15 protein-coding genes are annotated in these 21,033 nt (G+C 68.4%); 6 read left to right on the top strand and 9 right to left on the bottom strand.

Annotation, left to right across the window (positions count from 1 at the left end):
- Positions 1 to 5 precede the first annotated feature (5 nt).
- On the bottom strand, positions 6 to 1,265 hold the full coding sequence (locus FL344_RS26335) for a P1 family peptidase (RefSeq protein ID WP_141620457.1): 1,260 nt from the start codon (positions 1,263 to 1,265) through the stop codon (positions 6 to 8).
- Between the two features lie 123 nt (positions 1,266 to 1,388).
- On the opposite strand from FL344_RS26335, the gene FL344_RS26330 reads away from it, so the two are divergent.
- Together FL344_RS26330 and FL344_RS26325 are read left to right on the top strand one after the other, a co-directional pair.
- Positions 1,389 to 3,056 carry a HEAT repeat domain-containing protein gene (locus FL344_RS26330; protein WP_141620456.1) on the top strand — a complete coding sequence of 556 codons (1,668 nt, stop codon included), beginning with the start codon at positions 1,389 to 1,391 and terminating at the stop codon, positions 3,054 to 3,056.
- 181 nt (positions 3,057 to 3,237) lie between these two features.
- Entirely contained in the window at positions 3,238 to 4,296 is a 1,059-nt protein-coding gene (locus tag FL344_RS26325; RefSeq protein ID WP_141620455.1) for a hypothetical protein, read from the top strand.
- A gap of 6 nt (positions 4,297 to 4,302) precedes the next feature.
- Here FL344_RS26325 and FL344_RS26320 read toward each other — a convergent pair whose 3' ends face one another.
- From FL344_RS26320 to FL344_RS26305, 4 genes are all read right to left on the bottom strand, one after another.
- Entirely contained in the window at positions 4,303 to 5,436 is a 1,134-nt protein-coding gene (locus FL344_RS26320; protein WP_228565382.1) for a hypothetical protein, read from the bottom strand.
- A 78-nt stretch (positions 5,437 to 5,514) separates the two neighbouring features.
- Entirely contained in the window at positions 5,515 to 5,871 is a 357-nt protein-coding gene (locus FL344_RS26315) for a hypothetical protein (RefSeq protein ID WP_228565381.1), read from the bottom strand.
- 30 nt (positions 5,872 to 5,901) lie between these two features.
- On the bottom strand, positions 5,902 to 6,963 hold the full coding sequence (locus FL344_RS26310) for a BamA/TamA family outer membrane protein (protein ID WP_141620454.1): 1,062 nt from the start codon (positions 6,961 to 6,963) through the stop codon (positions 5,902 to 5,904).
- A 9-nt stretch (positions 6,964 to 6,972) separates the two neighbouring features.
- The gene (locus FL344_RS26305) at positions 6,973 to 8,334 is read right to left on the bottom strand and encodes a S9 family peptidase (RefSeq protein ID WP_141591832.1); all 1,362 of its coding nucleotides are present in this window, start codon (positions 8,332 to 8,334) and stop codon (positions 6,973 to 6,975) included.
- Between the two features lie 107 nt (positions 8,335 to 8,441).
- Between FL344_RS26305 and FL344_RS26300 the strand changes: the two genes are divergently transcribed.
- Positions 8,442 to 9,041 carry a TetR/AcrR family transcriptional regulator gene (locus FL344_RS26300; RefSeq protein WP_141591833.1) on the top strand — a complete coding sequence of 200 codons (600 nt, stop codon included), beginning with the start codon at positions 8,442 to 8,444 and terminating at the stop codon, positions 9,039 to 9,041.
- Positions 9,042 to 9,063: 22 nt separating this feature from the next.
- On the opposite strand, the gene FL344_RS26295 is transcribed toward FL344_RS26300, so the two are convergent.
- Positions 9,064 to 11,148: a lamin tail domain-containing protein gene (locus tag FL344_RS26295; RefSeq protein WP_228565380.1), complete on the bottom strand. Its 2,085-nt coding sequence runs from the start codon at positions 11,146 to 11,148 to the stop codon at positions 9,064 to 9,066.
- A gap of 95 nt (positions 11,149 to 11,243) precedes the next feature.
- Positions 11,244 to 11,831, bottom strand: a complete 588-nt coding sequence (locus FL344_RS26290) for a TetR family transcriptional regulator (RefSeq protein ID WP_194863262.1) — start codon at positions 11,829 to 11,831, stop codon at positions 11,244 to 11,246.
- 94 nt (positions 11,832 to 11,925) lie between these two features.
- On the opposite strand from FL344_RS26290, the gene FL344_RS26285 reads away from it, so the two are divergent.
- Both FL344_RS26285 and FL344_RS26280 read left to right on the top strand, forming a co-directional pair.
- Positions 11,926 to 13,740 carry an NAD(P)/FAD-dependent oxidoreductase gene (locus FL344_RS26285; RefSeq protein ID WP_194863261.1) on the top strand — a complete coding sequence of 605 codons (1,815 nt, stop codon included), beginning with the start codon at positions 11,926 to 11,928 and terminating at the stop codon, positions 13,738 to 13,740.
- Entirely contained in the window at positions 13,737 to 15,398 is a 1,662-nt protein-coding gene (locus FL344_RS26280; protein WP_194863260.1) for a PQQ-binding-like beta-propeller repeat protein, read from the top strand. Before FL344_RS26285 ends, FL344_RS26280 begins: the two co-directional genes overlap by 4 nt.
- A 17-nt stretch (positions 15,399 to 15,415) precedes the next feature.
- Here FL344_RS26280 and FL344_RS26275 read toward each other — a convergent pair whose 3' ends face one another.
- Positions 15,416 to 15,745 carry a hypothetical protein gene (locus FL344_RS26275; RefSeq protein ID WP_228558135.1) on the bottom strand — a complete coding sequence of 110 codons (330 nt, stop codon included), beginning with the start codon at positions 15,743 to 15,745 and terminating at the stop codon, positions 15,416 to 15,418.
- A gap of 304 nt (positions 15,746 to 16,049) precedes the next feature.
- Between FL344_RS26275 and FL344_RS26270 the strand changes: the two genes are divergently transcribed.
- The gene (locus tag FL344_RS26270; protein ID WP_141620450.1) at positions 16,050 to 17,243 is read left to right on the top strand and encodes an AI-2E family transporter; all 1,194 of its coding nucleotides are present in this window, start codon (positions 16,050 to 16,052) and stop codon (positions 17,241 to 17,243) included.
- Between the two features lie 85 nt (positions 17,244 to 17,328).
- On the opposite strand, the gene FL344_RS26265 is transcribed toward FL344_RS26270, so the two are convergent.
- Positions 17,329 to 20,901 (bottom strand): endopeptidase, encoded by a 3,573-nt coding sequence (locus FL344_RS26265; protein WP_194863259.1) that lies wholly within the window; start codon positions 20,899 to 20,901, stop codon positions 17,329 to 17,331.
- Between the last annotated feature and the right edge of the window lie 132 nt (positions 20,902 to 21,033).

The raw sequence follows: 21,033 nt of genomic DNA, 5'->3' as shown, positions 1-21,033 counted from the left end.
CGGCGTCACGGCGCGGGAGAGGCCAGCCGGCCGTACTTCTTCATCACCTGGATGAGCCGTTCCTGGGGCAGGCCGAAGACGCGGCTGCCCTCCGCGCCCGTCATCGTGTCGGAGGCCAGCATCGAGTTGAGGATGGCCTCCTGCGTGGCCTGGATGGTGGCCTCGAAGAGCGGCGTCATCCGCTCGTTGTCGAGCGCCGACACGCTGGCCACGGCCGTGCCCGCGGGCGGCTTCAGGCGCTGCGTGGAGAAGGCCACGAAGATGTCGCCGGAGGAGTTGGCCCCGAGGCCTCCCATCTTCCCGATGCCCAGCGGCACGCGCTTCGCCAGCCGCTCCAGTTGATGCGGCAGCAGCGGTGCGTCTGTCGCCACCACCACGATGATGGAGCCGGCGCCTTCGGGCGTTCGAGGCTGGGTGTCGCCGCGTGACGCCGAGCAGGGCGGCACGTTCTTGAACATGCCGGGGCTCGGCTTCTTGGGCCCGGTGTAGCAGGGGCGCAGGTCGTTGATCTCCTCGCCCACCGGAACGCCCTCCACGGTGAAGAGGTGGCGCGCGCCGTAGTTGCACTGCAACAGCACGCCCACGGTGTAGCCGCCCTCCGACTCGGGCAGCTTGCGCGACGCGGTGCCGATGCCGGCCTTGAAGCTGTGGCACACCATCCCCGTGCCGCCGCCCACCGAGCCCTCCGCGACGGGACCACTCTTGGCGCTGTCGAGCGCGCGGTGAGCGTGCGTGGCCTTCACGTGGAAGCCGTAGATGTCATTCAGCAGGCCATCCCACGTCTCCGCGACGACAGGCAGCCCCAGCTCCCACTCCAGCCCTCGCTTCATCGCCCAGGAGATGACGGAGTCGCGCACGGTACCCACGTCATTGGTGTTGGTGAGCATGACGGGACCGGCGAGCTGGCCGGACTCGGTGAGCCAGTGGGAGCCCGTCATCTCGCCATTGCCGTTGAGGGCGTAGATGGCGGCGAAGACGTCCTCGGACACGCCGTTCTTGCCGCGAGGCAGCACGGCGGTGACGCCGGTGCGCACCGCGCCCTTGCCGCGCGGGCCGCGGGTGTCACCCGAAATCAGCGTCGTGTGGCCCACCTCCACGCCGGACACGTCGGTGATGGCGTTGTTCGAGCCGGACTGGCCGCCGAAGGTGATGCCCAGGTCGCGGGCGCGGGGCCTCGTTTGGGTGGACTGTGCTTCCGCTGGAAGGGAGCTCAGCAACAGACAGGACACGACGCCCAGGCGCAAAGGGAGACGGAACGGGTTCATGGCGTGGCGTCATATCGCGACCGCTTCAGGCCCCCAACGGGTGGTCCCGTCTGGCCATGTCCGTTGTCTCCCTGCCAGTATCTCCCGGAGTCCCCTCACCGTCGGGAGGCTGTCGGGCTGCACATGGCCGAACACGAAGACCTTGATGCGTTGTGGCGCAAGGCGCGGCCGGACGACCTCGCCTCGTTGCGGCGGCTGGATGCCGCGCTGGTTCGTTCAGGCTACCAGGTGGAAGGAAAGACGGTGCGCGAGTGGATTGCCGCGCTCGCCGGAGACCGCATCCGCTGGTTTGACGGCAGGGATGCACATGACCGCGTGTGCCAGGCGGGGCTCGCGGCGGTGCCCGCGCTCATGGAGGCCCTGGCGCGAGCGGACCAGGAGGCTTCCTGGCAAGCCACGCGCAACATGCTCGGGCAGTGCGTCGCGGCGCTGGGCACCATCGACCCGCTCCCCACCTGTGCGATTCCGGCGCTCCTCGACGTGCTCCGTCAGCCCGTGGCGCGGGTCCGGCGAATGGCGTTGGCGGTGCTGACGCGCATGCGCCCACGCGCCACCCCCATAGCCCTGCGCGCCGTCCTGCCGTGTCTCAAGGAGCGGGGCGACGCGCCAACGCGGCAGCACGCGGCGCAGGTGCTGGCGGCGATGCAGGACCCGTTGCCGGAGGAGGTTCGCGTCGCCGCGCTCGCGTTGCTCGGGGATGCCCACCGCGCGGTGCGCCGGGAGGGGCTCCATGTCCTCGCTCGCTTTCCGCGCGACGAAGAGGTCCTCACCGCGCTGGAGGAGCAGGCCATTGTGGACGATGAGAATCGGAACGAGGCCCTGCGCGTGCTGTCGCTGCTGGCGCCGGCCCGAGCGATTCCAAGACTGCTCGAAGTGGCGAGTAGCGCGAGGTCGCGCCGGCAAGAAGATGGGCCGCCTCCGCCTTCCTGGCGGGGCCCGCTCGGTGAGACCCGACGGCTCGAAGATGGGAAGCGAGCCCTCTTGTTCATCGCCCGGCTGGGTGTCCGGGGCGCGGAGGCGCTGGCGTCGCTCGACACGCTCCGGTCCGTCGAGGTCCTGGCACCCTATGTGGACGCCGTCATGGACGACATCACGCGCGCGGTGCTGCGACAGCAAGCGCCGCCCTTGAGGACGGACCGTTTCCAGGAGCCGCTCTGCGCCGCGCTCTTGACGGACGTGGCGTGGCCCGTCGAGCGCACCGAGGAGCCGTCCCTGGCGCTGCGCCCGTGGCTCGAGCCCCTGGCCGCCTTCGGTACCGAGGTGGAGGTGCGCGTGGCGCTCGCCGCTGCGAGGCGTGTACTGTGGCTGTGGGAGTCCCAGGACCCGAACAATGACTGGTCGCGCCGCGCCGTCATGGCCATGGACCGCTGGCTCTGCGAGCCCTCGGAGGAGCACGCGGCGCAGGTGGCCGAGGTGGGAAATTTCACCCCCAGCCAGTTCTGCGCGCCGGATGCCTTCTCCGCCGCCTGGGCGGTGAACTACGCCTGCGGGTGTGTCCCCCGGCCGGCCGCGCCCGTCGCCCCACGCCGGACTGAAGAGGACCCCCTGGGCGCGTGCGTCCATGCCGCGTGCCGGGCGCTGAGCCGCCGGTCGGTCATCACCTTCGCGCTGGGCGCCAGCGAGGAGTCTCCAGAGCCGCTCAGCCCGCATGAGTCAGCACGACAGGTCCATCGCGCCATCGTGGACGAGGTGCTGCCCTGGGCTTGTGGTGCCTGGGACCCCGTGAAGGACACGCCACGGCTGCGCAAGGCGCTGCGCGCGGACAGCTGGCGCATCCCCGGCGCGTCCTGACTTCACGCGTCCGGCTGTCCGCGGGTGTGCAGTGGCCGTGTGACCGCCGGGCCGGGGAGTGTGTGCTCGCCTGACGCTGACGCATGTGAATGCCCCTGAGCGCGCGAGCGGTCCACGGGGGCAGGTGACAACCCGTTGGCCACAGGTCTGAGGTCCGGCCCCGTGAATCATGGGGGCGTCCATGGCGTGGAGGGGAGGGGGCGGAGTCCAGCGGTGGTGGGCCGCCCTGCTGTGGGGGACGTGTGTCCTGCTGGCGGGCGTCGTCCGCGCGGACGGGTGGCACGTGGAATACGACGCGCCGATTCCCCTCTTCCTGGACCGCAGCTACATCCTCGACTCCCCCAATCGCATCCGCCGTCAGGGGGCGCCGAATTCCCCGGAGAAGCTCATCTTCGAGGCGCAGGTGGCGCCCAACCTCTTTCTGCCACAGCTCCATCACGGAGACTTCACGCGGCCCGGCGGTGAGTATTTCCTGTCGCTCATCATCACCCCGGCGGTGCAGCTGCGCATCGTGGACACGGCGAGCGACCCCGCCATCCCGCCGTCCTTCATCGCGAAGGCGACGTTCCAGGTGGCGCACCTGCGACCGCTGGCGAAGCCTCGGGCAGAGGGCGCGGCGGTGCGGGGATTGGCGCTCGGGCTCAACGTCATCGTGGCGCACTACTCGAATGGGGAGTCCGGGTGCTTCTACAGCAACCAGACGCGCGGCGAATCCGGATGCACGCCGTCGGAAGGACAGCTGCCGCTGAACGAGGTGTCTGGCAGCTTCACGACGAACCTCTTCCGCATGGAGTTCCACAGCCGGCTGGCTTTCGACGTGGAGCCGGACCTGCGCAACGCGTGGTTGGTGGGCGGGTTCGCCGCCTTCGAGCTGAATACCTCCATGGGCCCTGGCCGCATCACCCACGCCCAGCGAGTCGTCTACGGTGACGGACACTGGGCGGCCGGCGTCATGGGCCAGCGCACGTGGAGCAACCACCGCTTCCCGTTGGAAGTGTCCGTGTCGCAGCCCTTTGGGGAGACGCCCTCGCAGCGGGCCACGTGGAAGGCTGAGTTCGGCGTCTACCCCCGGTGGGGCGCGGGCTTCGGCGTCTTCGCGCGGTACGTGAAGGGACAGGACTACTACAACATCCTGTTCCTGGAGCCCGTGGCGCTGTGGCAGTTCGGGCTCGCCTTTGAGCTCAACCCCGGCGCGCGACTGCGGGCGGCCGAGGAAGGTCGGCCGCCCGGGTTTCCTTGAGCCGCGTCAGGGCAGGCGCGCGTCGAGCCACGTCAGGTGTGCGTCGATCGTCTCCGCCACCGCCTGCGCCTGGTCCGACGCGCTGGGGTCCGTGTAGGGATTGCCAATCTCCTTGTGCTGCCACTTCACCCAGGTCTGCTTGTACCAACCCCAGTCGAGGTTCGTGCCCGTCGAAGGCGGGGTGCTGCCCGCGTAGCCGGAGAAGGCGCGGATGCCCGTGGCGGGAGCGACTTCCTGGCCTCCCACCACGTGGAAGATGTGGAGCCTGTCGCGGCGGGGGAACTGGGCCGTCAGGTTCGTGGCCCACGCGCCATAGAAGGTGCCCCAGGGCCGCACGGGGTTGTTGATCTTGCTATCGAAGGTCCCCAGCTCACCCTGGCTGTTGCGGCACACGCCGTCGAATGACGACACGTAGATGTCGATGCCGTCGAGCGCCGTGTTCGCGCGGAGCGCTTGCGCCATGCGCATCATCAAGCAGCCACCGCGAGAGCTGCCCGCCAGGTAGATGGCGCGCGTCTCCGGACGGACCTGCGCCTGCAGCCAGTTCGAGAAGCCATTCACGATGCGTTGCTTCGTGTCGCTGTCGAACAGGTGGTCGAAGTTGGCGTCGTTGACGACGGACAGGTACGTCTTCCCGCTGGGAAACAAACCCAGGGCGCGCAGCTTCATGGCCAGCGAACGGCCGTCCAGGCTCACATTGGGACAGGAGACGCTGTCACAGGACGCATCCCAGTTGGAGGACTGCCCGGTGACGCCGCTGGAGTGGCCGCTGCTCGAAATCTTCTGGCCTGCGGACATGAGGACCAGGGCCTCGCGCACGGCAGGCGCGTCCACTTCCGCGATGCGGATGTTGTGGAGCGCGAGGTCAAAAGCGCCTGCCGCGCGGAAGTGCTCGAATCCCGCCGCCGCTTGATAGGCCCCCGAGCTGTTCCTGTAGACGACACGGCGGGACACCACCGTCTGGCTGCTGCCGCTGGGATACGTCAGCGCCTGGGCCTGGGCGTCCTGCGCGCCCTCGGGTTCGAGCGCGGACGGGGCCGGCTCCATGGGGCCCCCGCAGCCCGAGAGGGCACCTGTGAGCAGCAGGGCCAGGTTCAGCCTGGAGAAGACACGACGAGCGACGCGTTCGGTGCGGACCATGGTGTGCTCCGAGGGCGGAGGGAGGTGCATCGGCACGCCCTGGGCACGCCCCCTGGGCCCAGGTCGAAGTCGAAAGGCTCAGGGCACGCTCACGGTGGCTCGGGCCAGGGCGAGCCAGGAGTTGCGCCGGCCGAGGGCCTCACCCATGTGGGGGCTCTTGGGCGGCGCGTCCGGCAGCGCGACAGCCAGGGACACGCCTTCACCGTCCCGGTATTTGAGGATGCGGTGGTTCTGGTCGTCGGCGATGTAGAGCGTTTCGCTCTTGGCGCCCCAGAACAGTCCGTTGGGGTCGCCGTCCAGTGGGATGGCTTTGGGGCCCCGCTCCACCGGCGCATCCTCCCCCGGGCCGTCGGAGGGGGCATCAGAGCAGCCCGCGAGGGTGAGCAGGGCAAGGAGGGGCAACAGGGGCGCGCGCATGGCCGGCTTCTTACTCACGGGACGGTGAATGTTGGCTGCTTTCCCAGTCTAGAAAGCCTCTCCCACGTTCAAATAGAAGCTGGGTTCGCTTCCGTAGGCAATATCGAGCCGGATATTGACGGGAACGTCTGTCATGGGGGCGAAGCGCAGCCCTGCGCCAGCCGCGGGTTTGATGTCACGCATGTCAAAGTCGCGTGGGCTGCGTGCCACCGTCGCCGCGGAGACGAAGGCCACGCCGCCCAGTCGCCAGAAGAGGGGCGCGCGGTACTCAACCTGCGCGCCCAGGTGCTGGCGCTCGCGGAAGCGCCCCTCCAGGTAGCCTCGGCTCAACTCCATCCCTCCCAACCGTCCCGTGTCATAGAAGGGCGGTTCACCGTCGCGCAGGTCGACGAGTCCCTGCATCGCGAGAACGTGCCGCTGCCCCCATGGAAGTGTGAGGTAGCGCCGGACATCCAGCCGCAGCACATCGAAGACGTAGTCGGAGCCCCACGCGTCCCGGGCCCGGCGCAGGTTGAGCCGCGCCACCAGGCCTGTCACCGGATTGAGCGTGTTGTCCCGTGAGTCATAGAGGGCGGTGAGCCCGAATTGAACCGTCGAACCGCCCTCGGCGCCCGTCATGTGCCGCACCGCCCCGTCCTCCGCGACATAGGTGAAGCGCGCGTGCTGATAGCGCACGGTGGGGCCGACATAGAGGCGGGGGGCGATGCGCCACTTCGGACTCAGTTCAAGCTCGAAGAAGATGGGGGTGAAGTCCTCCTCATCCTCCGCCCGCGTGCGTGCGCCCATGCCGAAGAAGCGGTCCGGGAAGCGCGCCGCGCTGGCGGTGGCCGTGAGGTTCAGCCGGTCGTCGAGCAGATTCACGTCCGGCTGGAGGAGGAGGGTGAACTGGCCACGGGTGCTCGCGGCTGCGGCCAGCATCACCTGGGACTCCCTGCCGCCTCGCGACGCCGGGGGCTGATAGATGAGCGATGCCGCGCCGCCCAGGAGGAAGCTCGTCTCCGGCTGGTAGGCGGGCAGCACGAAGGGGACGATGCTGAAGCGCCCCTCCGGTGCTTCCTCGGGAGTGGCCACGAGCAGGACGCCGAGAACGGCCGTGAGGAGCGGTGTCATGGCGGGGCCTCAGACGTTCTCGTCGAGCCAGTCGAACAGGCGCGCTTCGGCCAGCGCCGTGGACGCCGCCTGGCAGTGCAGGGGCGCGGCCTCTTCGTGGGTGAACATCATCAGGTGCTTGGGGCCCCGGAGCGCGTCGTAGAGCTTCTGGGATTGGCCGGGCGAGGCATCCTCCGCCTCGCCCTCCATGATGAGCACCGGGCAGCGGATGCGGTCGACGATGGCCTCGTTGGTGAACTCCTCCAGCTTGCGGAAGAGCTCCGACGGCGACCGGGCGCCATGCTTCCAATACACGTCACGCAGCCAGTACTGGGCGGTGGGCCAGCGGTCCGCGAGCGCGGTAATCGCCTGGTCGAACTGCTCCGGGTGTGACTTCAGCAGTGCAAGCGAGCCCGGGAGGAAGCGGTTGAAGTGCGAGCTGGTGGACTCCCACCAACTGAGGACGCCGGGGTTGGCGATGCACAGGGCGATGCGAGGCTCGAACGCCGCCGCCCGAGGCGCCAGGGCGCCGCCGAATGACAGGCCCATGAGGAGGATGCGGCGAGGGTCCACCCCGCTGATGCGCTCGGCCGCGTCCACCACGGGGCTGACGGCCTTCTCCCAATCCGGCCGGAAGCTCAGCCGGTGTTCCCGCAGCGAGCGGCCCTGGCCCGGGCCGTGGAACATGAGCACGTGGTAGCCGCGTCGGGCCGCGCCTTCCCAGACCCACTTCGTCTCCTCCGGCCAGGCATGCAGCCCCTGATGGAGGAGGATGACAGGCGCGCTGGGCTTCGCGTGTGGCGAGCGCACGAAGTACGCCGCCAGCGTGGTGCCCTCGTAGGGGATGGCCAGCGGCTGGATGTCGTAGCCGAGCAGCCCGTTCGACTTCTCGAAGGTGGTGGCCGCCTGTCGCGTCACCTCGAGCGTCCGCGGGTCCTCCAGGTCCGTGTAGTGCATCGTCGCCGCGCGGTAGTAGTTCGCCGCGCGCGCGTAGGCCTGGCCGGCGCTCAGGAGGTGACCCTTGGACTCGGCGTTCTGGGCGTGGCCGTGGACCCGCCGCGCCGTCTGGGTCCACGCCTCGAACCAGCTGCGCTCGTCCCCGGGCTGGATGCGGCTGGCCGTCTCCAGCACGTCCCCCACGTCGCTCTGGCCGTGGGTGGCATGGCTGAGGAACCAGAGCACCTGGTTGTCCATCAGCCCGTCCCCCGTGAGGCGGATGTCGTACCAGGCGTCGCTTCGGGGGTTGATGCCCTGCACGTCCTTGGACACCGGTGCCAGCGCGCTCCGCAGCCCCAGCGCCGCCGCCGCGCCGCCCGCAAACAGCCCCGCTCCCATCAGCACGCCTCGTCGAGAGGGTCTTCCTGCGGTAGGTTCGCCTTCGGGCTTGACCATGGGATTCAATCTCCTGGGTTAATCGGTTGATTGAATCAATAGATTTAAAGTTGCCCGCGCCTGTCAAGCGTCGGCGCGGAGTCACGTCGTTTCAGGGGTTTGCAGGGATGGGGACCAAGGAGCAGGAGGCCCGGGAGCGCATTCTCCGGGCGACCATCGTGTGCATCGGCCGGGACGGACTCGATGCGACGGGCATCCGGGAGATTGCCCGCGAGGCGCAGGTGAACAGCGCGGCCATCAGCTACTACTTCCGGAGCAAGGAGAAGCTGGTCGCCCTGGCGCTGGAGCAGACGCTGGACCAGGCCTTCGGGAACGTCCTGGAGGACTTCGATCGGCTCCGGTTGGAGGGCCTGGGCATTCGCGAGGCGTTCGAGACGCTGCTCGAGGATTTGATGAGCAACTCGCTGCGCTACCCGTACATCGCGCACGCGCACTTCCACGACGCGCTGGCCCATCAGCGCTACGACAGCTCCGCCATCCAGCGCCTCAATGCGTTCCTGGCCGAACTGGCCGGGCGGCTGGCGCCGGGGGCGCCGCATCTGCCGGAGAACCGGCTGCGGATGGCGCTCACCCAGGTCTGGGCCTCCCTGAGCCTGCTGTCGATGATGCCCCGGCTGTTCGACCAGTTCATCCTGCTCGACTTCGGCACGCTCGATACGCGGCGCGCCTGGGTGCAGCAGGCGTCACGGCTCCTCTTCGTTCCTTGAGGGCCGTGTCACACGCGTCTCGTCAGAATGCCGCGCCGTCCGCGCGCAGCCCCGGAGAGCTGGCGACGCCCGGCGTCAGCGTGTCATGCGCGACGAAGCTCGCATCCGGCGTGGCGTCCGGCGAGCGGTTGACGGAAACCCCGGGCACGGTGGACGTGTAGTCGTACTGGTCTACCAGCGTGGAGTCCTGCCGCCGGACGCGCACGGAGTCACTGCTGTTCCCCAGGCCCAGCAGACCACTGGACGCGGCCAGCGCATTCGCCTGTCCCGCAGGCACCGCCGCGGCGCCACCGAAGACGACAACGGCCTTGCCACCACCCAACTGCGTCCCCTGCGCGAAGACATGCCGCGCGGAACCGTTGGTGGCGTCCCACAGCGTCCAGCCGGAGATGTCCACGGGGAAGGGACTGGCGTTGACCAGCTCCACGAACTCGTGCGTGGAGGCCTGGGCGCCTTCATGGGCCAACACCTCGTTGATGAACACGCGCGCGGCGCCACTGGCGATGGTCAGCGCCGCGTCACTCATGTCCGTGTGCGCCGGTTCGTAGACATCCACCACGCGCACCCACACGTTCGAGCCCGCCTCGTCCGGAACGCTCCAGGCGAAGCGCCCCAGGGCCGCCGGGATGGACGCGGCCAGGACGCTCCAGTCCGTGCCACCATTGGTGGAGACTTCGACGCGGACCTCGCCCACGCCCCAGGACGTCCAGGTGATGGGCAGCGTGCTCCCGCCCTGGTACGTCCCGCCGTGGGGCGACTTCAGGCGGAGGAAGGGGCCGGTTGCCGCGCTGAAGGAGTAGCTGCTGACGACGGGGCGATGGTCGCTGACCACGTTGAGGAAGTCGGGGAACCACTCGTCCACGTAGAGCACGCGGGCCGATTCCGCGAGGTATCGGTCCGCCGCCTCGTTGGTGGCCAGGGTGTGGTCGACGACGTTCTCGAAGCCAATGGAGGTGTCATCCCCCGCCAGCGACAGCTCCTGGGTGATGAAGGTGAAGCGAGCCGAGTCGGAGACGAAGTTCTGGTAGGGCGTGGCCAGCGGCGCGCCGGAGGTGGGGTCGAGCGAGATGGACTCGTCCACGTCGTCATTCCAGTCGCCAATCACGAAGACGTGCTGCGTGGGCAACTGCTCGTCGAGGTACGCCTTGAGCGCCGCGGACGCGCGCTCCCGGGCTTCGCGCGGACCCGTCGGGTCGGCGCTGTTGGCGCGCATGTGGACGACGATGACGGTGAGCGGCGTCTCCGCCCCGTTGATTTCGGTGGTGAAGTCCACGCGGAGCGGCGGGCGGTCCGCGAAGTCGGAGATGCTCCCAATCCGGACCAGGGTCGCGCTCTGGAAGGAGAGGGAGCTGTCGTAGAGCACGCCCAGCTTCTGGCTGCTCGTGCCATAGGGAGACGTTCCGCCAGAGACGAAGGCCGCGTCGTTGGAGAGGAAGCCGTCGAAGCCGGGGAGCTGGGCCTTGAGCAGGTCGAAGTCGGCGGCATCCACCATCTCCACCATGGCCCACAGGTTGGCGCCCGCCGCGAGCATGATGTCGCGCGCACCGGCAATCTGCAGGTCATCGGACGTGCCGCCATTCGACGAGGAGTTCGACGGGCCGCGCGAATCCGAGCCGAAGTAGGTGAGGTTCCACTGGCCCGCGGTGAACACGGGGGCGCCCGGCGCGCTCACGGAGAGCGTCAGTTCCCGGGTGTCCGTCTGGCCATTCGCATCCTCCACCGTGACGGTGAAGGTGCTGCCGGCCACCTGGGCGGGCGTGCCGCTGAGGGTGCCCGTGGCGGCCAGCGTGAGGCCCGCTGGCGCCGTCCCCGCCGTGATGCTCCAGGTCAGGGGCGCGGTGCCGCCCGCGGCGGCCAGTGTCGTCGTGTACGCCCGGCCCACGGTGCCTTCCGGAAGGACCTCGGTGGTGATGCCGGGCGGCGCATCCTGACCGGCGTCCGCTCCCGCATCGGAATCGGTGCCCGCATCGGAGTCCGTCCCAGCGTCGGGATTGTTTCCGGCGTCGACGACGACGCCACTGTCCGCGGGCGTGGGCGTGGGATCGTCCCCACAGGCGGTCAATAGGAGCAGGACGAGAAGAGGCGCGAGTGTGCGGGGTGGCGACATGAACGACTCCAGGGCATGGAACGAAGCTCGAAGGACAACGACGCTAGCCGATGGGGCGGACATGCGCCCTCTGCCATGACAGGACCGCCGCGTTCTCAGGTCGCGCCTTCGTCAATGACTGACTGGATTGCGGCCGCCAGCCAACGCTGGGTGGACGTGTCGAGTCCCTCTGAGAGCCGTTGGATGGGCAGCAGCCGCCCGCTGACGAGCAGGCCATTCCAGAGGATGTTGAGCCGGGCCGCGCGCCCCTCGCCATCCGGAGCGCCCAGCCAGCGGGCCAGGGGGGCGATGACCTGCTTCTGGAGCAGTTCGACGCTGGTCGCATGGGCTTCGGGGTCGGACGCCGACAGGATGAGCATCGCCAACGGACCCGAGGCGTCGTGTGCGCCCAGGAAGAGGGACACCACCGTCTCTCCAAACTGGCGCCTGTCTATCTGGAGCAACGGGCCGATATCGAGCACCTGTGCCAGCGTCTCCCGGTACAGCCCCTGCTTGGAGCCGAAGTAGCGGCCCACGAGCGAGGAGTTGACTCCGGCCAGCGCCGCGATGTCCCGCACCCCCGTGTTGGCGAAGCCCTGTGTGGAGAAGAGGGCCCGCGCGGCGGTCGTCAGGGCGGTGCGTGTGCGTTCGGAGTCTCTTTGCCGAACGGCTGGCTTTGCAGTGGGCGGTCGGGTCAGGGGCATCCGGGTTTACTTATAATTCAGACTGAGTTATGTCTATGTAAGTAAACGACTGTGTACGTCGTGCGTGGCTTCCAACTCGAAAGGACATGTGCGGATGACTGCGACAAAGCAGGAGGGGCGCGCTTTTTCTCCGGAAGCCTTGAAGGAGAAGTACCGCCTCGAGCGTGAGAAGCGGCTGCGGCCCGACGGCAATACGCAGTACATCCCTTTGAAGGGCGTCTTCGCGGACTTCGACAAGGACCCTTATGTCGAGCCTGGCTTCACACGCCCGGCGCTGGCGGAAAAGCTAGACGTCTTGATTGTCGGAGGTGGGTTTGGCGGCATGTTGTCGGCCGCGCGGCTGCGTCAGGCGGGCGTGGACTCCATCCGCATTGTCGAGAAGGGCGGCGACTTCGGTGGCACCTGGTACTGGAACCGCTATCCAGGCGCCGCTTGCGATGTGGAGTCCTACATCTATCTGCCGCTGCTCGAAGAGACTGGCTACATGCCCACGGAGAAGTATGCGCGGGCGCCCGAAATCTTCGCCCATTGCCAGCGCATCGGCAGGCACTTCCAGCTCTACGAGAAGGCGCTGTTCCAGACCCTGGTCCAGTCCATGGATTGGGACGAGGACGCCCGGCGCTGGAACGTCACGACGGACCGAGGGGACCGGCTGGCGGCGCGCTTCGTCATCATCGCAGGAGGCATCCTCCACAAGGCCAAGCTGCCCGGCATTCCAGGCATCGAGACGTTCAAGGGGCATTGCTTCCATACCAGCCGCTGGGACTACGCCTATACCGGTGGCAGCCCCACCAGCCGCATGAGCCGGCTGGCTGACAAGCGCGTGGGCATCATCGGCACGGGCGCCACGGCGGTTCAGGCCATTCCCCAACTGGGTGCCGTGGCCCAGCGGCTGTATGTCTTTCAGCGCACCCCCTCGAGTGTTGGCGTGCGCGGCAACCGGCCCACGGATGAGGCCTGGGCGAAGTCGCTCCAGGCCGGCTGGCAGCAAGACCGCATCCGCAACTTCTCCGCGATTGTCTCTGGCCGCCCGCTGCTGGTCGACATGGTCCAGGACGGCTGGACGTACATCTTCCTGGACGGCGCGACCCAGCAGGCCCGGACCCCCGAGGAAGCCGCCGAACTCCGCCAGTTGGCTGACTACCGGAAGATGGAGGAGATCCGCGCGCGGGTGGATGCCATTGTCTCGGATGCAGCGACGGCCGAGGCGCTCAAGCCTTATTACAACCCGATGTGCAAGCGGCCCTGCTTCCACGACGAATACCTGGAGACGTTCAACCGGCCCAACGTCCAACTCGTGGACACGGAAGGCAAGGGCGTGGAGCGGATTACGCCGACGGGTGTGGTGGTGAAGGGGAAGGAATACCCGGTCGACTGCCTCATCTACGCCTCGGGCTTTGAAGTCTCGGGTGACTACACCCGGATGCTGGGCTTCGACATCCGGGGCCGGGATGGCACATCGCTCCGGGAAAGCTGGGCCGACGGTCCGGCGACGCTGCACGGCATGCACAGCCGCGGCTTCCCGAATCTGTTGATGTTCACCACGACCCAGAGCGGCTGGGCCATCAACTTCGTGCACATCCTCGACGAGCAGTCCCAGCACGCCGCCTACATCATCGGGCGGTGCCTGATGCAGGGCGTGGAAGTCATCGAGCCCTCGGCGCAGGCACAGCAGCAGTGGTGGGACGTGATTCTCTCCCGCCTCAGGACAGGGATTTCCTTCGGCGGGGCGGATTGCACGCCCGGCTACTACAACAACGAGGGTGTCAGCCCGGGGCCGAACGCCATCCGCTACGCGACCTTCGGAGGCGACACGCTCGCGTTCATCGATGTCCTGCGTGCCTGGCGTCAGGGCGATGGACTCGTGGGCCTGGAGCTCACGCAGGGCAAGGCGGCTTCGAAGCCATGAGTGCCTCCATGTTCCGATGCGTCTCCAAGTCCCTGGCCGCCGGTCTGCTGTTGATGGCGGGCCCGGCCTTGGCGACCCCTCCCAAGTCCTACCGTCAGGAGACGGTGGTGGCTGGCTCCCACTTCCAGGGTGTCCACGGGCTCGCCGTGGATGGAAAGGGAAACCTGCTGGCCAGCAACCTGCTGGGCCAGTCGGTCCACGCGGTCAACCTGAGCACGGGCGCGGTGAGCACGCTCGTGGGGCCTCCGCTGGGTGGCGCGGATGACGTCGCGCTGGGGCCTGACGGCTCCATCTACTGGACGGGTTACTTCTCCGGCCAGCTGATGCGGCGCACGCCGGATGGGAAGACGCGCGTCATCGCGAGGAACCTGCCGGGCCTCAACTCGCTGGCCTTCCGCGGCGATGGCCGGTTGTACGTGACGCAACTCGGGCGAGGCGACGCGCTGTGGGAGGTGGACCCGACCGGGCGCAAGCCGCCCCGGAAGGTCATCGACGCGCCCGGTTATCTCAATGGCTTCGAGTTCGGCCCCGATGACCGGCTGTATGGCCCGCTCATCCTCAAGGGGCAGATTGCCCGCGTGGACGTGGACACGGGCCTCATCGAGAAGGTGGCGGAAGGCTTCACGGTGCCCGTCGCCGTCAACTTCGACGCGCGGCGGGAGAACCTCTACGTCGTCGACGCGGCGACGGGTGAACTGGTGCGGGTCCGCCTGCCGTCGGGTGCCAAGGAGGTCGTCGCGAAGCTGCCCACCGGGCTCGACAATCTGGCCGTGGGCCCGGATGACCAGGTGTACGTGTCCAACATGGTCGACAACGACATCCGCGTGGTGAATCCCGCCGATGGCTCCGTTCGCCTCCTGGTCGAATCTCGCTTGTCCGTGCCCTCCGGTATCGCCGTCGTGCCAGATGACCCCGAGGAGACGCTGTACGTGGCGGATGTGTACGCCCTGCGCCGGGTGGGCGGGCGTGAGGGTCTGGTGAACCAGACGACGCGGGTCCTCTCGTCGCAGCTGAACTTCCCCATGAACGTGAGCGTGACTGCCCGGCATGTCGTGCTGAGCACGGCCTATCTGGGCAGCCACAGCACCCTCCAGGTGTTGGACCGAGCCACGGGAGCGCTCCTGCGGACCATTCCCAGTCCGAATGGCGCGCAGGGCGTGGTGGCGCTGGAGGACGGCACGCTGCTCGTCGCCGAGGCCGCCACGGGCCGGCTCGTTCGTGTGGATACCTCCGAGCCCGCCGTCACCTCGGTGCTGGCGGAGAGGATGGGTGGGCCCGTGGGACTCGCGGCCGACACGAAGGCGAAGGAGCCAGGGGTGTACGTGACTGAGGTGCGGTCGGGGAAGGTGACTCGCGTGCGCCTGTCGGATGGGGCTCGGCGCACGGTGGCTACGGGCCTCAAGGCGCCCGAAGGCATCGCGCTGCATCCCGATGGCGGGTTGATTGTCGCGGAGGTGGGCCGCAAGCGGCTGGTGCGCATCGACGCGGCCACGGGCCGCGTGACGGTGCTCGCCAGTGGCCTGCGCATCGGTCTGCCTGAGAGCGAGGGACTGCCTCCGGGCTACCTCCCCACGGGCGTGGCAGTGGGCGCGTCGGGCACCCTGTATGTGACGTCCGACATCGAGAGCGCGCTCTACCGCTTCGTCCCCGTGCCTTGAGCCTGCACGGCCAACCGTCACACGGGGACTTCGAGGTTCATCGACAGACCCGCTTCGAACTCGGGCGCTTGCCGGAGCCGCTCCAGGACGATGCGGGTGCAGTGGAGCGTGACGAGGGGAATCGTTCCCGGTTCGCTGATCCACCGGACCGCGTCCATCAAGTGGTGGTTTTTCAGGAACGCGAGCACGGCGTCCCAGAAGCGGCGTCCCTCGTCGAGCGCGGCCTGGTAGGCGGGCCGGCGGTCCGGGGCTGATGCCGGGATGGCATCGGCTCCACGCTTCTTGCGCGGCGAAGGCCGGTACGGCGTGGCGCTCTGCCGGGGCATGACGATGGCTTCAATCCACATCGCGTTACCCTCCACACTCCCGGTCCTCGGGTGGGTCTGGGAATTATCGGACATGGCGCGTGCAGGTTGCGCCCCCTTCGGCTCGCACTCAAGGGTGGGGCACGCTCGCCCCCATGGCATGCGTTGCCTGCTCCGGGGCTTGAGGCCCGCTCGTACTTCAGGCGCAACAGTGGGCGCACGTCTGCTTGCCTGCTGGGTGTGCGCTACGCCAACCGCCTGAAGTTGCAGGAGCGCCTGTCAGGTGACGCGGTGGTGTGCTTCGGGCCGCCTACCGTCCGTGCAACCACATCCTACCTTGTGAGGCATGAAGGCATCTCGTCGGCAGCTCCCCGTCTATGTGCCGCCGCGGACGGTCTGGATCGTCGGAACGCAGGTCCTGCTGCTCATCCTGTTCTGGGCCGCGCTCCGGGCGGTGTACCCCGTGCTCACGCTGCTGGCCGTCGTGCTGCTGCTCTCCATCGCGCTGAGCCCCCTGGTGCGCCGGCTGACGCAGTGGGGGCTTCCTCGCGGCGCGGGTGTGGCCATCGTGGCGTTGGCGCTGCTGGGGATGATGGGCGTCCTGGTGGGCTCGCTGGTGCCCATGCTCATCCACCAGCTCCAGGCACTGGTCCAGTCGATGCCCGCCATGCTCGAGCGGCTCGCGCAGTCCCGCTGGGTGGAGGAGCTGAGCACGCGTTATGGCGTAGAGGTCCAGGCTGAAGACCTCATCCGCTTCGAGCCAACGGACGTCGCGGGCCGCCTCATCAACGTCCTGTCGTCGACGCTGGGTCTGGTGGCGGGCGGCATCACCGTGGTGGTCCTCACGGTGTTCAGCCTGCTGTTCGGTGAAGACCTCTACGAGAGCATCATCCAGTGGGTGTCGCCGCGTCGCCGGCCACGCGTGCGGTTGCTCATGTCCCGGATGCGCAAGGCCGTGGCCAACTACCTGGCGGGAACCCTGCTGGTGATGACCATTGGCGGAACGGTCGCCGCCACCATGGCGCTCATCCAGGGCGTGCCGTACTTCCTGCCGCTGGGGGTGATGGTGATGATGATGGGCGTCATTCCCTATCTGGGCAGCATCATCAGCGCGGTGCTGGTGGGCGTCATCACCCTGGCCGCGGTGGGGCTCAAGGATGCGCTGATCGCGGTGGCCGTGTTCATCGTGTACCAGCAGATTGAGTCCAACGTGCTGGGCCCCATGATTCAGCGGCGGGCCATCAAGATGAACCCGCTGCTCATCTCCATCGTGGTGCTCTGCGGCGGCGCGCTGGCGGGGCTGCCTGGCGTCGTCCTGGCGGTGCCGCTGGCCGCGGCGGCGCAGGTGCTGGTGCAGGAAGTGCTGGGGCTTCGCCAGGAAGCGTGGCGGCGCAGCCATCGAATGGAGGACTCGAAGCGGGAGCCCGGCCGAGGCGCGGTGGAGGAAGGGTTGCTCTTCGCGGGCCCCATGGCGGGGCCGCGTCCGTCAGCGCCGCCGAGCCGAGAGCCACCGCCGCCGGACACTCCCTCGGCGCACTGAGCGCGAAAGCAGAAGGGCCTCCGGACGTCGACCCGGAGGCCCTCGCGTTCATTCCGCCGTCACGCCGGGTGACGGGGGGCGTTCATCAACGGGCCGCCTGCGTCGAGCGTCCCTGCACGCTGCGCGTCTTCTCCGGCGCCGCGGAGGCCACCGCGGCCGCCACGCCGAAGACGAGGTCGTCGCGGTCGTTGTAGCTGCCGGAGGTGCACGAACTCGCGGTGCCGCCGTATCGGAATTGCGCGCGGATGGCGTGGTTGCCCGCGGTGGCGCCCAGGTTGAAGGTGTGCGTGAAGGTCCGCGCACCGCTGCCCGTGCAGGCCACGTCCGTGGTCAGCGCCGTCCACGACGGCGCGGAGGTGTTGGTCGTGTAGTACAGGTCGAAGCGGTCCGTGCTGCCCCAGCACCACACCGTCACCTCGGCCGTCACCTGCTTGCCAACGGAGAAGGCGCTGTGGTCCACCGTGCGGAGGACCACACGGTCGACGCTCTCATCGCTGTGGTAGGTGCCGGAGCTTCCGTCCGCGCAGGAGGCGTTGAGGGTGTTGGGCTGGTTGGGCTCGGCGCCGCCGGACATGGTGCCGCGGCCGTTGACGAGCACCGTCCCGGTGTCACACCCGCACACGTTGCCGCAGGACGGTGCCCGCAGCGTGGTGTTGTAGGTGGCGGCCACCGGCGTGCAGATGTTGGTGGTGGTGAAGCTTCTCGCAGTGCTGTAGGCGCTGGTGCCGCAGGAGTCGGCCGCCCGTGCGCGCCAGTAGTATGGGGTGCTGCTGCTCAGCGCTGGCGTCACCGTCCACGCGCTGGCCGTCAGGGCGGTGGCCGAGCGGACCACATTGGTGAAGGCCGAGTCCGTGGCCACCTGGACCTCGTAGGTGGCGGCGCTGGGCACGTCACTCCAGTCGAGCGCCGCGGACGTGCCGACACCGGTGGCCCCGTTGGCGGGGCTGCTCAGCGTGGGCGCCGCCAGGGCGACGCAGCCGCGCGTGGTGAAGGTGGACGCCGCGGTCCAGGCGCCCACGCCACCGCACGAGTTGCTCGCGCGCACGCGCCAGTAGAACGAGGTGCTGGTGGCCAGGGCTGGCGACACCGTCCAGGTGCTGGCCGTCAGCGCGGTGGCGCTGGCCACCACGTTGGTGAAGGCCGCGTCGGTGGCGACCTGCACCTCGTATGTGGAAGCGCCGGAGACGTCGTTCCAGTCCAGCACCGCGGTCAGCTCCACGCCGGTGGCGCCGCCGGAGGGCGCGGCGAGCACGGCCGTGCCGGGCGCGGCACAGACGGGCGTGGCGCACGTGCAGGCGCTGGCGGCGCCGTAGCACGCGTTGGAGGACGCCGGGACGACGGAGTAGCAGTACTGCCGGCCGTTGGCGACCTCGCCGTCCGTATAGGTGGTGCCGGTGACGGTGGCGACCTTCGCCTTGCCGAAGTCGCAGCCCGCGAAGCCCTCCGTCTTCATCACCCAGTACTGGGTGGCGCCCGCGGACGCGTTCCAGCTCAGGCTGACCTGCCCGTCACCCGGGGTGGCGGTGGTGTTGGCGGGCGCCGCGGTGGGGCCGGCGGCGCAGCCGCTGTTCGTCACCGTCGGGGTGGAGCACGCGATGCGGTGCCGGTTGTACGCCGCGTAGATGGCGGACATGTGCGGCGTGCCGTTGGCCAGGTTGCCGTCGTCGTCGTCCGCCGCCAGCCACTGCATGTAGCCGTTGGTGGCGCCACAGCCGTCAGACGTTCCCGCCGTGCAGTTACAGGCGTGCCACGTGCCCACGTTGCCGCTGCCCTGGTAGAACGTCTTGTTGCCCACGATGAAGGCGGTGTTGGAGTCGTAGTTGAACGGCGGCGCCGTCAAGTCGCGCGTGACGAAGTCCCAGGCCGCCTGACGCACGGGCGAGGCCGCGCAGTGGACCTGGCGGCTGCACGGGCCGGAGCCGGAGCTGCACATGGGGCACACGAAGTTCTGCGGCGTGGCGGGGATGTTGGGCACGCTGGCGGCCCAGTCCGCGTCACGCACGCCGGAGCACTTGGTGTTGCACCACGACTGGCCGGAGACCTGCGCCTCCTGCTGGTTGTAGCCCGTGCCGTCCGGCGTCAGGCCGCAGCCGGTGTTGACCGTCTGGAAGAAGCCGTAGCCCACGCAGGACGTCTGCAGGCGGTAGATGGCCGCGATGTCCGCGTAGCCTTCCGACGAGTTGCTGAGCGAGCCGTTGGCGTCGAAGTCGTCGATGCCGTGGCCCCACTCGTGGTCGAACACGGCGCCAATCTCACCGGTGTTCCGGCAGCCTCCGCCGCTCCGGTAGAAGTTCACCGAGCTGCCGTTCCAGAAGGCGTTGCAGGTGCTGTTGATGTTGACGTTGGAGAGCAGCTGGCCCTGGAGCCAGGTGTTGGTGGGCAGCCACCCGCGGGCCTGCTCGGCCAGCTTGTTCAGCTCGTAGAAGCTGGAGCGGGACGCGGCGGTGTTGCCCGGTGACGTGCCCGGAGGCACGGTGCAGTCGTGGTCGTTGTTCACGCCGCCCAGGTTGAGGTTGCCCGTGGAGGAGCTGATGTTGATGGCGCCGCACGAGTCGCTGATACGCACGTACTTGCCCGCCAGCGTGGTGGTGACGGTGCCGGAGCTGTAGTTGACGATGCCCGCGCCGTCCGTGAAGTTGTTGGGCGCCGCCAGTCCGGTGTTGGCCCAGGGCATGGGCGAGTTGGGCTGCATGGTGCCGCACGTCTCGTTGGAGGTGCAGGTGCCGATGTTGGTGGACGGATAGATGCCGCCCTTCATCTGCGCGTCGAAGTAGTGGTTGTCGTCCTCCACGGCGAGCACCTCGCCCGTCTGGGCGTCCACCGTCGTCTTCCAGCGCTCGTTGCCGCCGGCCTCGGAGAAGCCGTAGGTGTACACGAGCCGGTGCTCGTAGCCGGTGCCGACGGCGCCGTTGAAGGACTCACCCGCGAGCGCCACGGGGGCAATCTCCAGCGTGGGCTGCTGCCACAGCGTCTGGGGACTGGTGTTCAGCCCCACGAAGCCGTTGCCGGACACCAGCGCGTCCTGCGGGGCCAGCCGGGGGCGGGTGTCGATGCGCACGTTGGCCCAGGCCTCGGTGCCGATGAGGATGAGGTTGCCGTGGCTGATGGTGGCCGCGATGCGCCCGTGGCGCACCGGGACGCCGTTGACCTGCTGGGAGATGTGGACCTGGATGAGGTCGTCGTTGATGCGCGTCACCCGGGGGTTGCCCATCTGCATCAGGTCGACGTTGAACGCGGCCTGGTTGTCCGCGATGAACTTGAAGATGAGGTCACCGACGGCGGACTCATCCACGTTCGCGATGGAGCGGCCAATGGACTCACGGACCTCGTCCATGGTGACCTTGTTGTTGAAGCCGTCACCCGGGATGAGGGGAATGGTGCCTTGCACCGCGGTGGGTGTTCCAGTGCGCGGGTCGATGTAGACGTTGAAGTCGCGCCCATTGCGCTTGAAGAAGTCGTCCCACGCGTCGGCGCCGAGCGAGTTCATCTGCTGGCGGGCCTGCTGCAACGGCATGTTCTGGATGGGCAGGTACAGCTCTTGTTTGAAGAAAGCCTTGTCGGCGACGGCGCTCTGTCCCTTGTCAGGTGGCTTGAAGGCCCAGGCGGAGGTGGATAGGAGCAGGACGAGACATGCTGCTGACACCCGTGTGTGGCGCATGCGTTTCTCCTCTGCGGACCCGCGGAGGCACATGCCCTCGCGGTGGCTCCTGCACGGAGCACGTCAACGCCCATACCGGGTGTGAAATTAAATCTGAATACGTGGGATTCCGTTCGCTATTCCCGAAGAAAG

Source organism: Myxococcus sp. AB036A, assembly GCF_006547355.1.
GTDB classification, from domain to species: Bacteria; Myxococcota; Myxococcia; order Myxococcales; family Myxococcaceae; genus Myxococcus; species Myxococcus virescens.
Note: the sequence above shows the minus strand (reverse complement) of the source record. Positions and strands in the feature narration are given on the sequence as shown.

Bases quoted from the DNA above. Each gene is read 5' to 3' on its own strand.
- FL344_RS26335 (WP_141620457.1), bottom strand. From the start codon at position 1,265: ATGAACCCGTTCCGTCTCCCTTTGCGCCTGGGCGTCGTGTCCTGTCTG.
- FL344_RS26330 (WP_141620456.1), top strand. From the start codon at position 1,389: ATGGCCGAACACGAAGACCTTGATGCGTTGTGGCGCAAGGCGCGGCCG.
- FL344_RS26325 (WP_141620455.1), top strand. From the start codon at position 3,238: ATGGCGTGGAGGGGAGGGGGCGGAGTCCAGCGGTGGTGGGCCGCCCTG.
- FL344_RS26320 (WP_228565382.1), bottom strand. From the start codon at position 5,436: ATGGTCCGCACCGAACGCGTCGCTCGTCGTGTCTTCTCCAGGCTGAAC.
- FL344_RS26310 (WP_141620454.1), bottom strand. From the start codon at position 6,963: ATGACACCGCTCCTCACGGCCGTTCTCGGCGTCCTGCTCGTGGCCACT.
- FL344_RS26305 (WP_141591832.1), bottom strand. From the start codon at position 8,334: ATGGTCAAGCCCGAAGGCGAACCTACCGCAGGAAGACCCTCTCGACGA.
- FL344_RS26300 (WP_141591833.1), top strand. From the start codon at position 8,442: ATGGGGACCAAGGAGCAGGAGGCCCGGGAGCGCATTCTCCGGGCGACC.
- FL344_RS26295 (WP_228565380.1), bottom strand. From the start codon at position 11,148: ATGTCGCCACCCCGCACACTCGCGCCTCTTCTCGTCCTGCTCCTATTG.
- FL344_RS26290 (WP_194863262.1), bottom strand. From the start codon at position 11,831: ATGCCCCTGACCCGACCGCCCACTGCAAAGCCAGCCGTTCGGCAAAGA.
- FL344_RS26285 (WP_194863261.1), top strand. From the start codon at position 11,926: ATGACTGCGACAAAGCAGGAGGGGCGCGCTTTTTCTCCGGAAGCCTTG.
- FL344_RS26280 (WP_194863260.1), top strand. From the start codon at position 13,737: ATGAGTGCCTCCATGTTCCGATGCGTCTCCAAGTCCCTGGCCGCCGGT.
- FL344_RS26275 (WP_228558135.1), bottom strand. From the start codon at position 15,745: ATGTGGATTGAAGCCATCGTCATGCCCCGGCAGAGCGCCACGCCGTAC.
- FL344_RS26270 (WP_141620450.1), top strand. From the start codon at position 16,050: ATGAAGGCATCTCGTCGGCAGCTCCCCGTCTATGTGCCGCCGCGGACG.
- FL344_RS26265 (WP_194863259.1), bottom strand. From the start codon at position 20,901: ATGCGCCACACACGGGTGTCAGCAGCATGTCTCGTCCTGCTCCTATCC.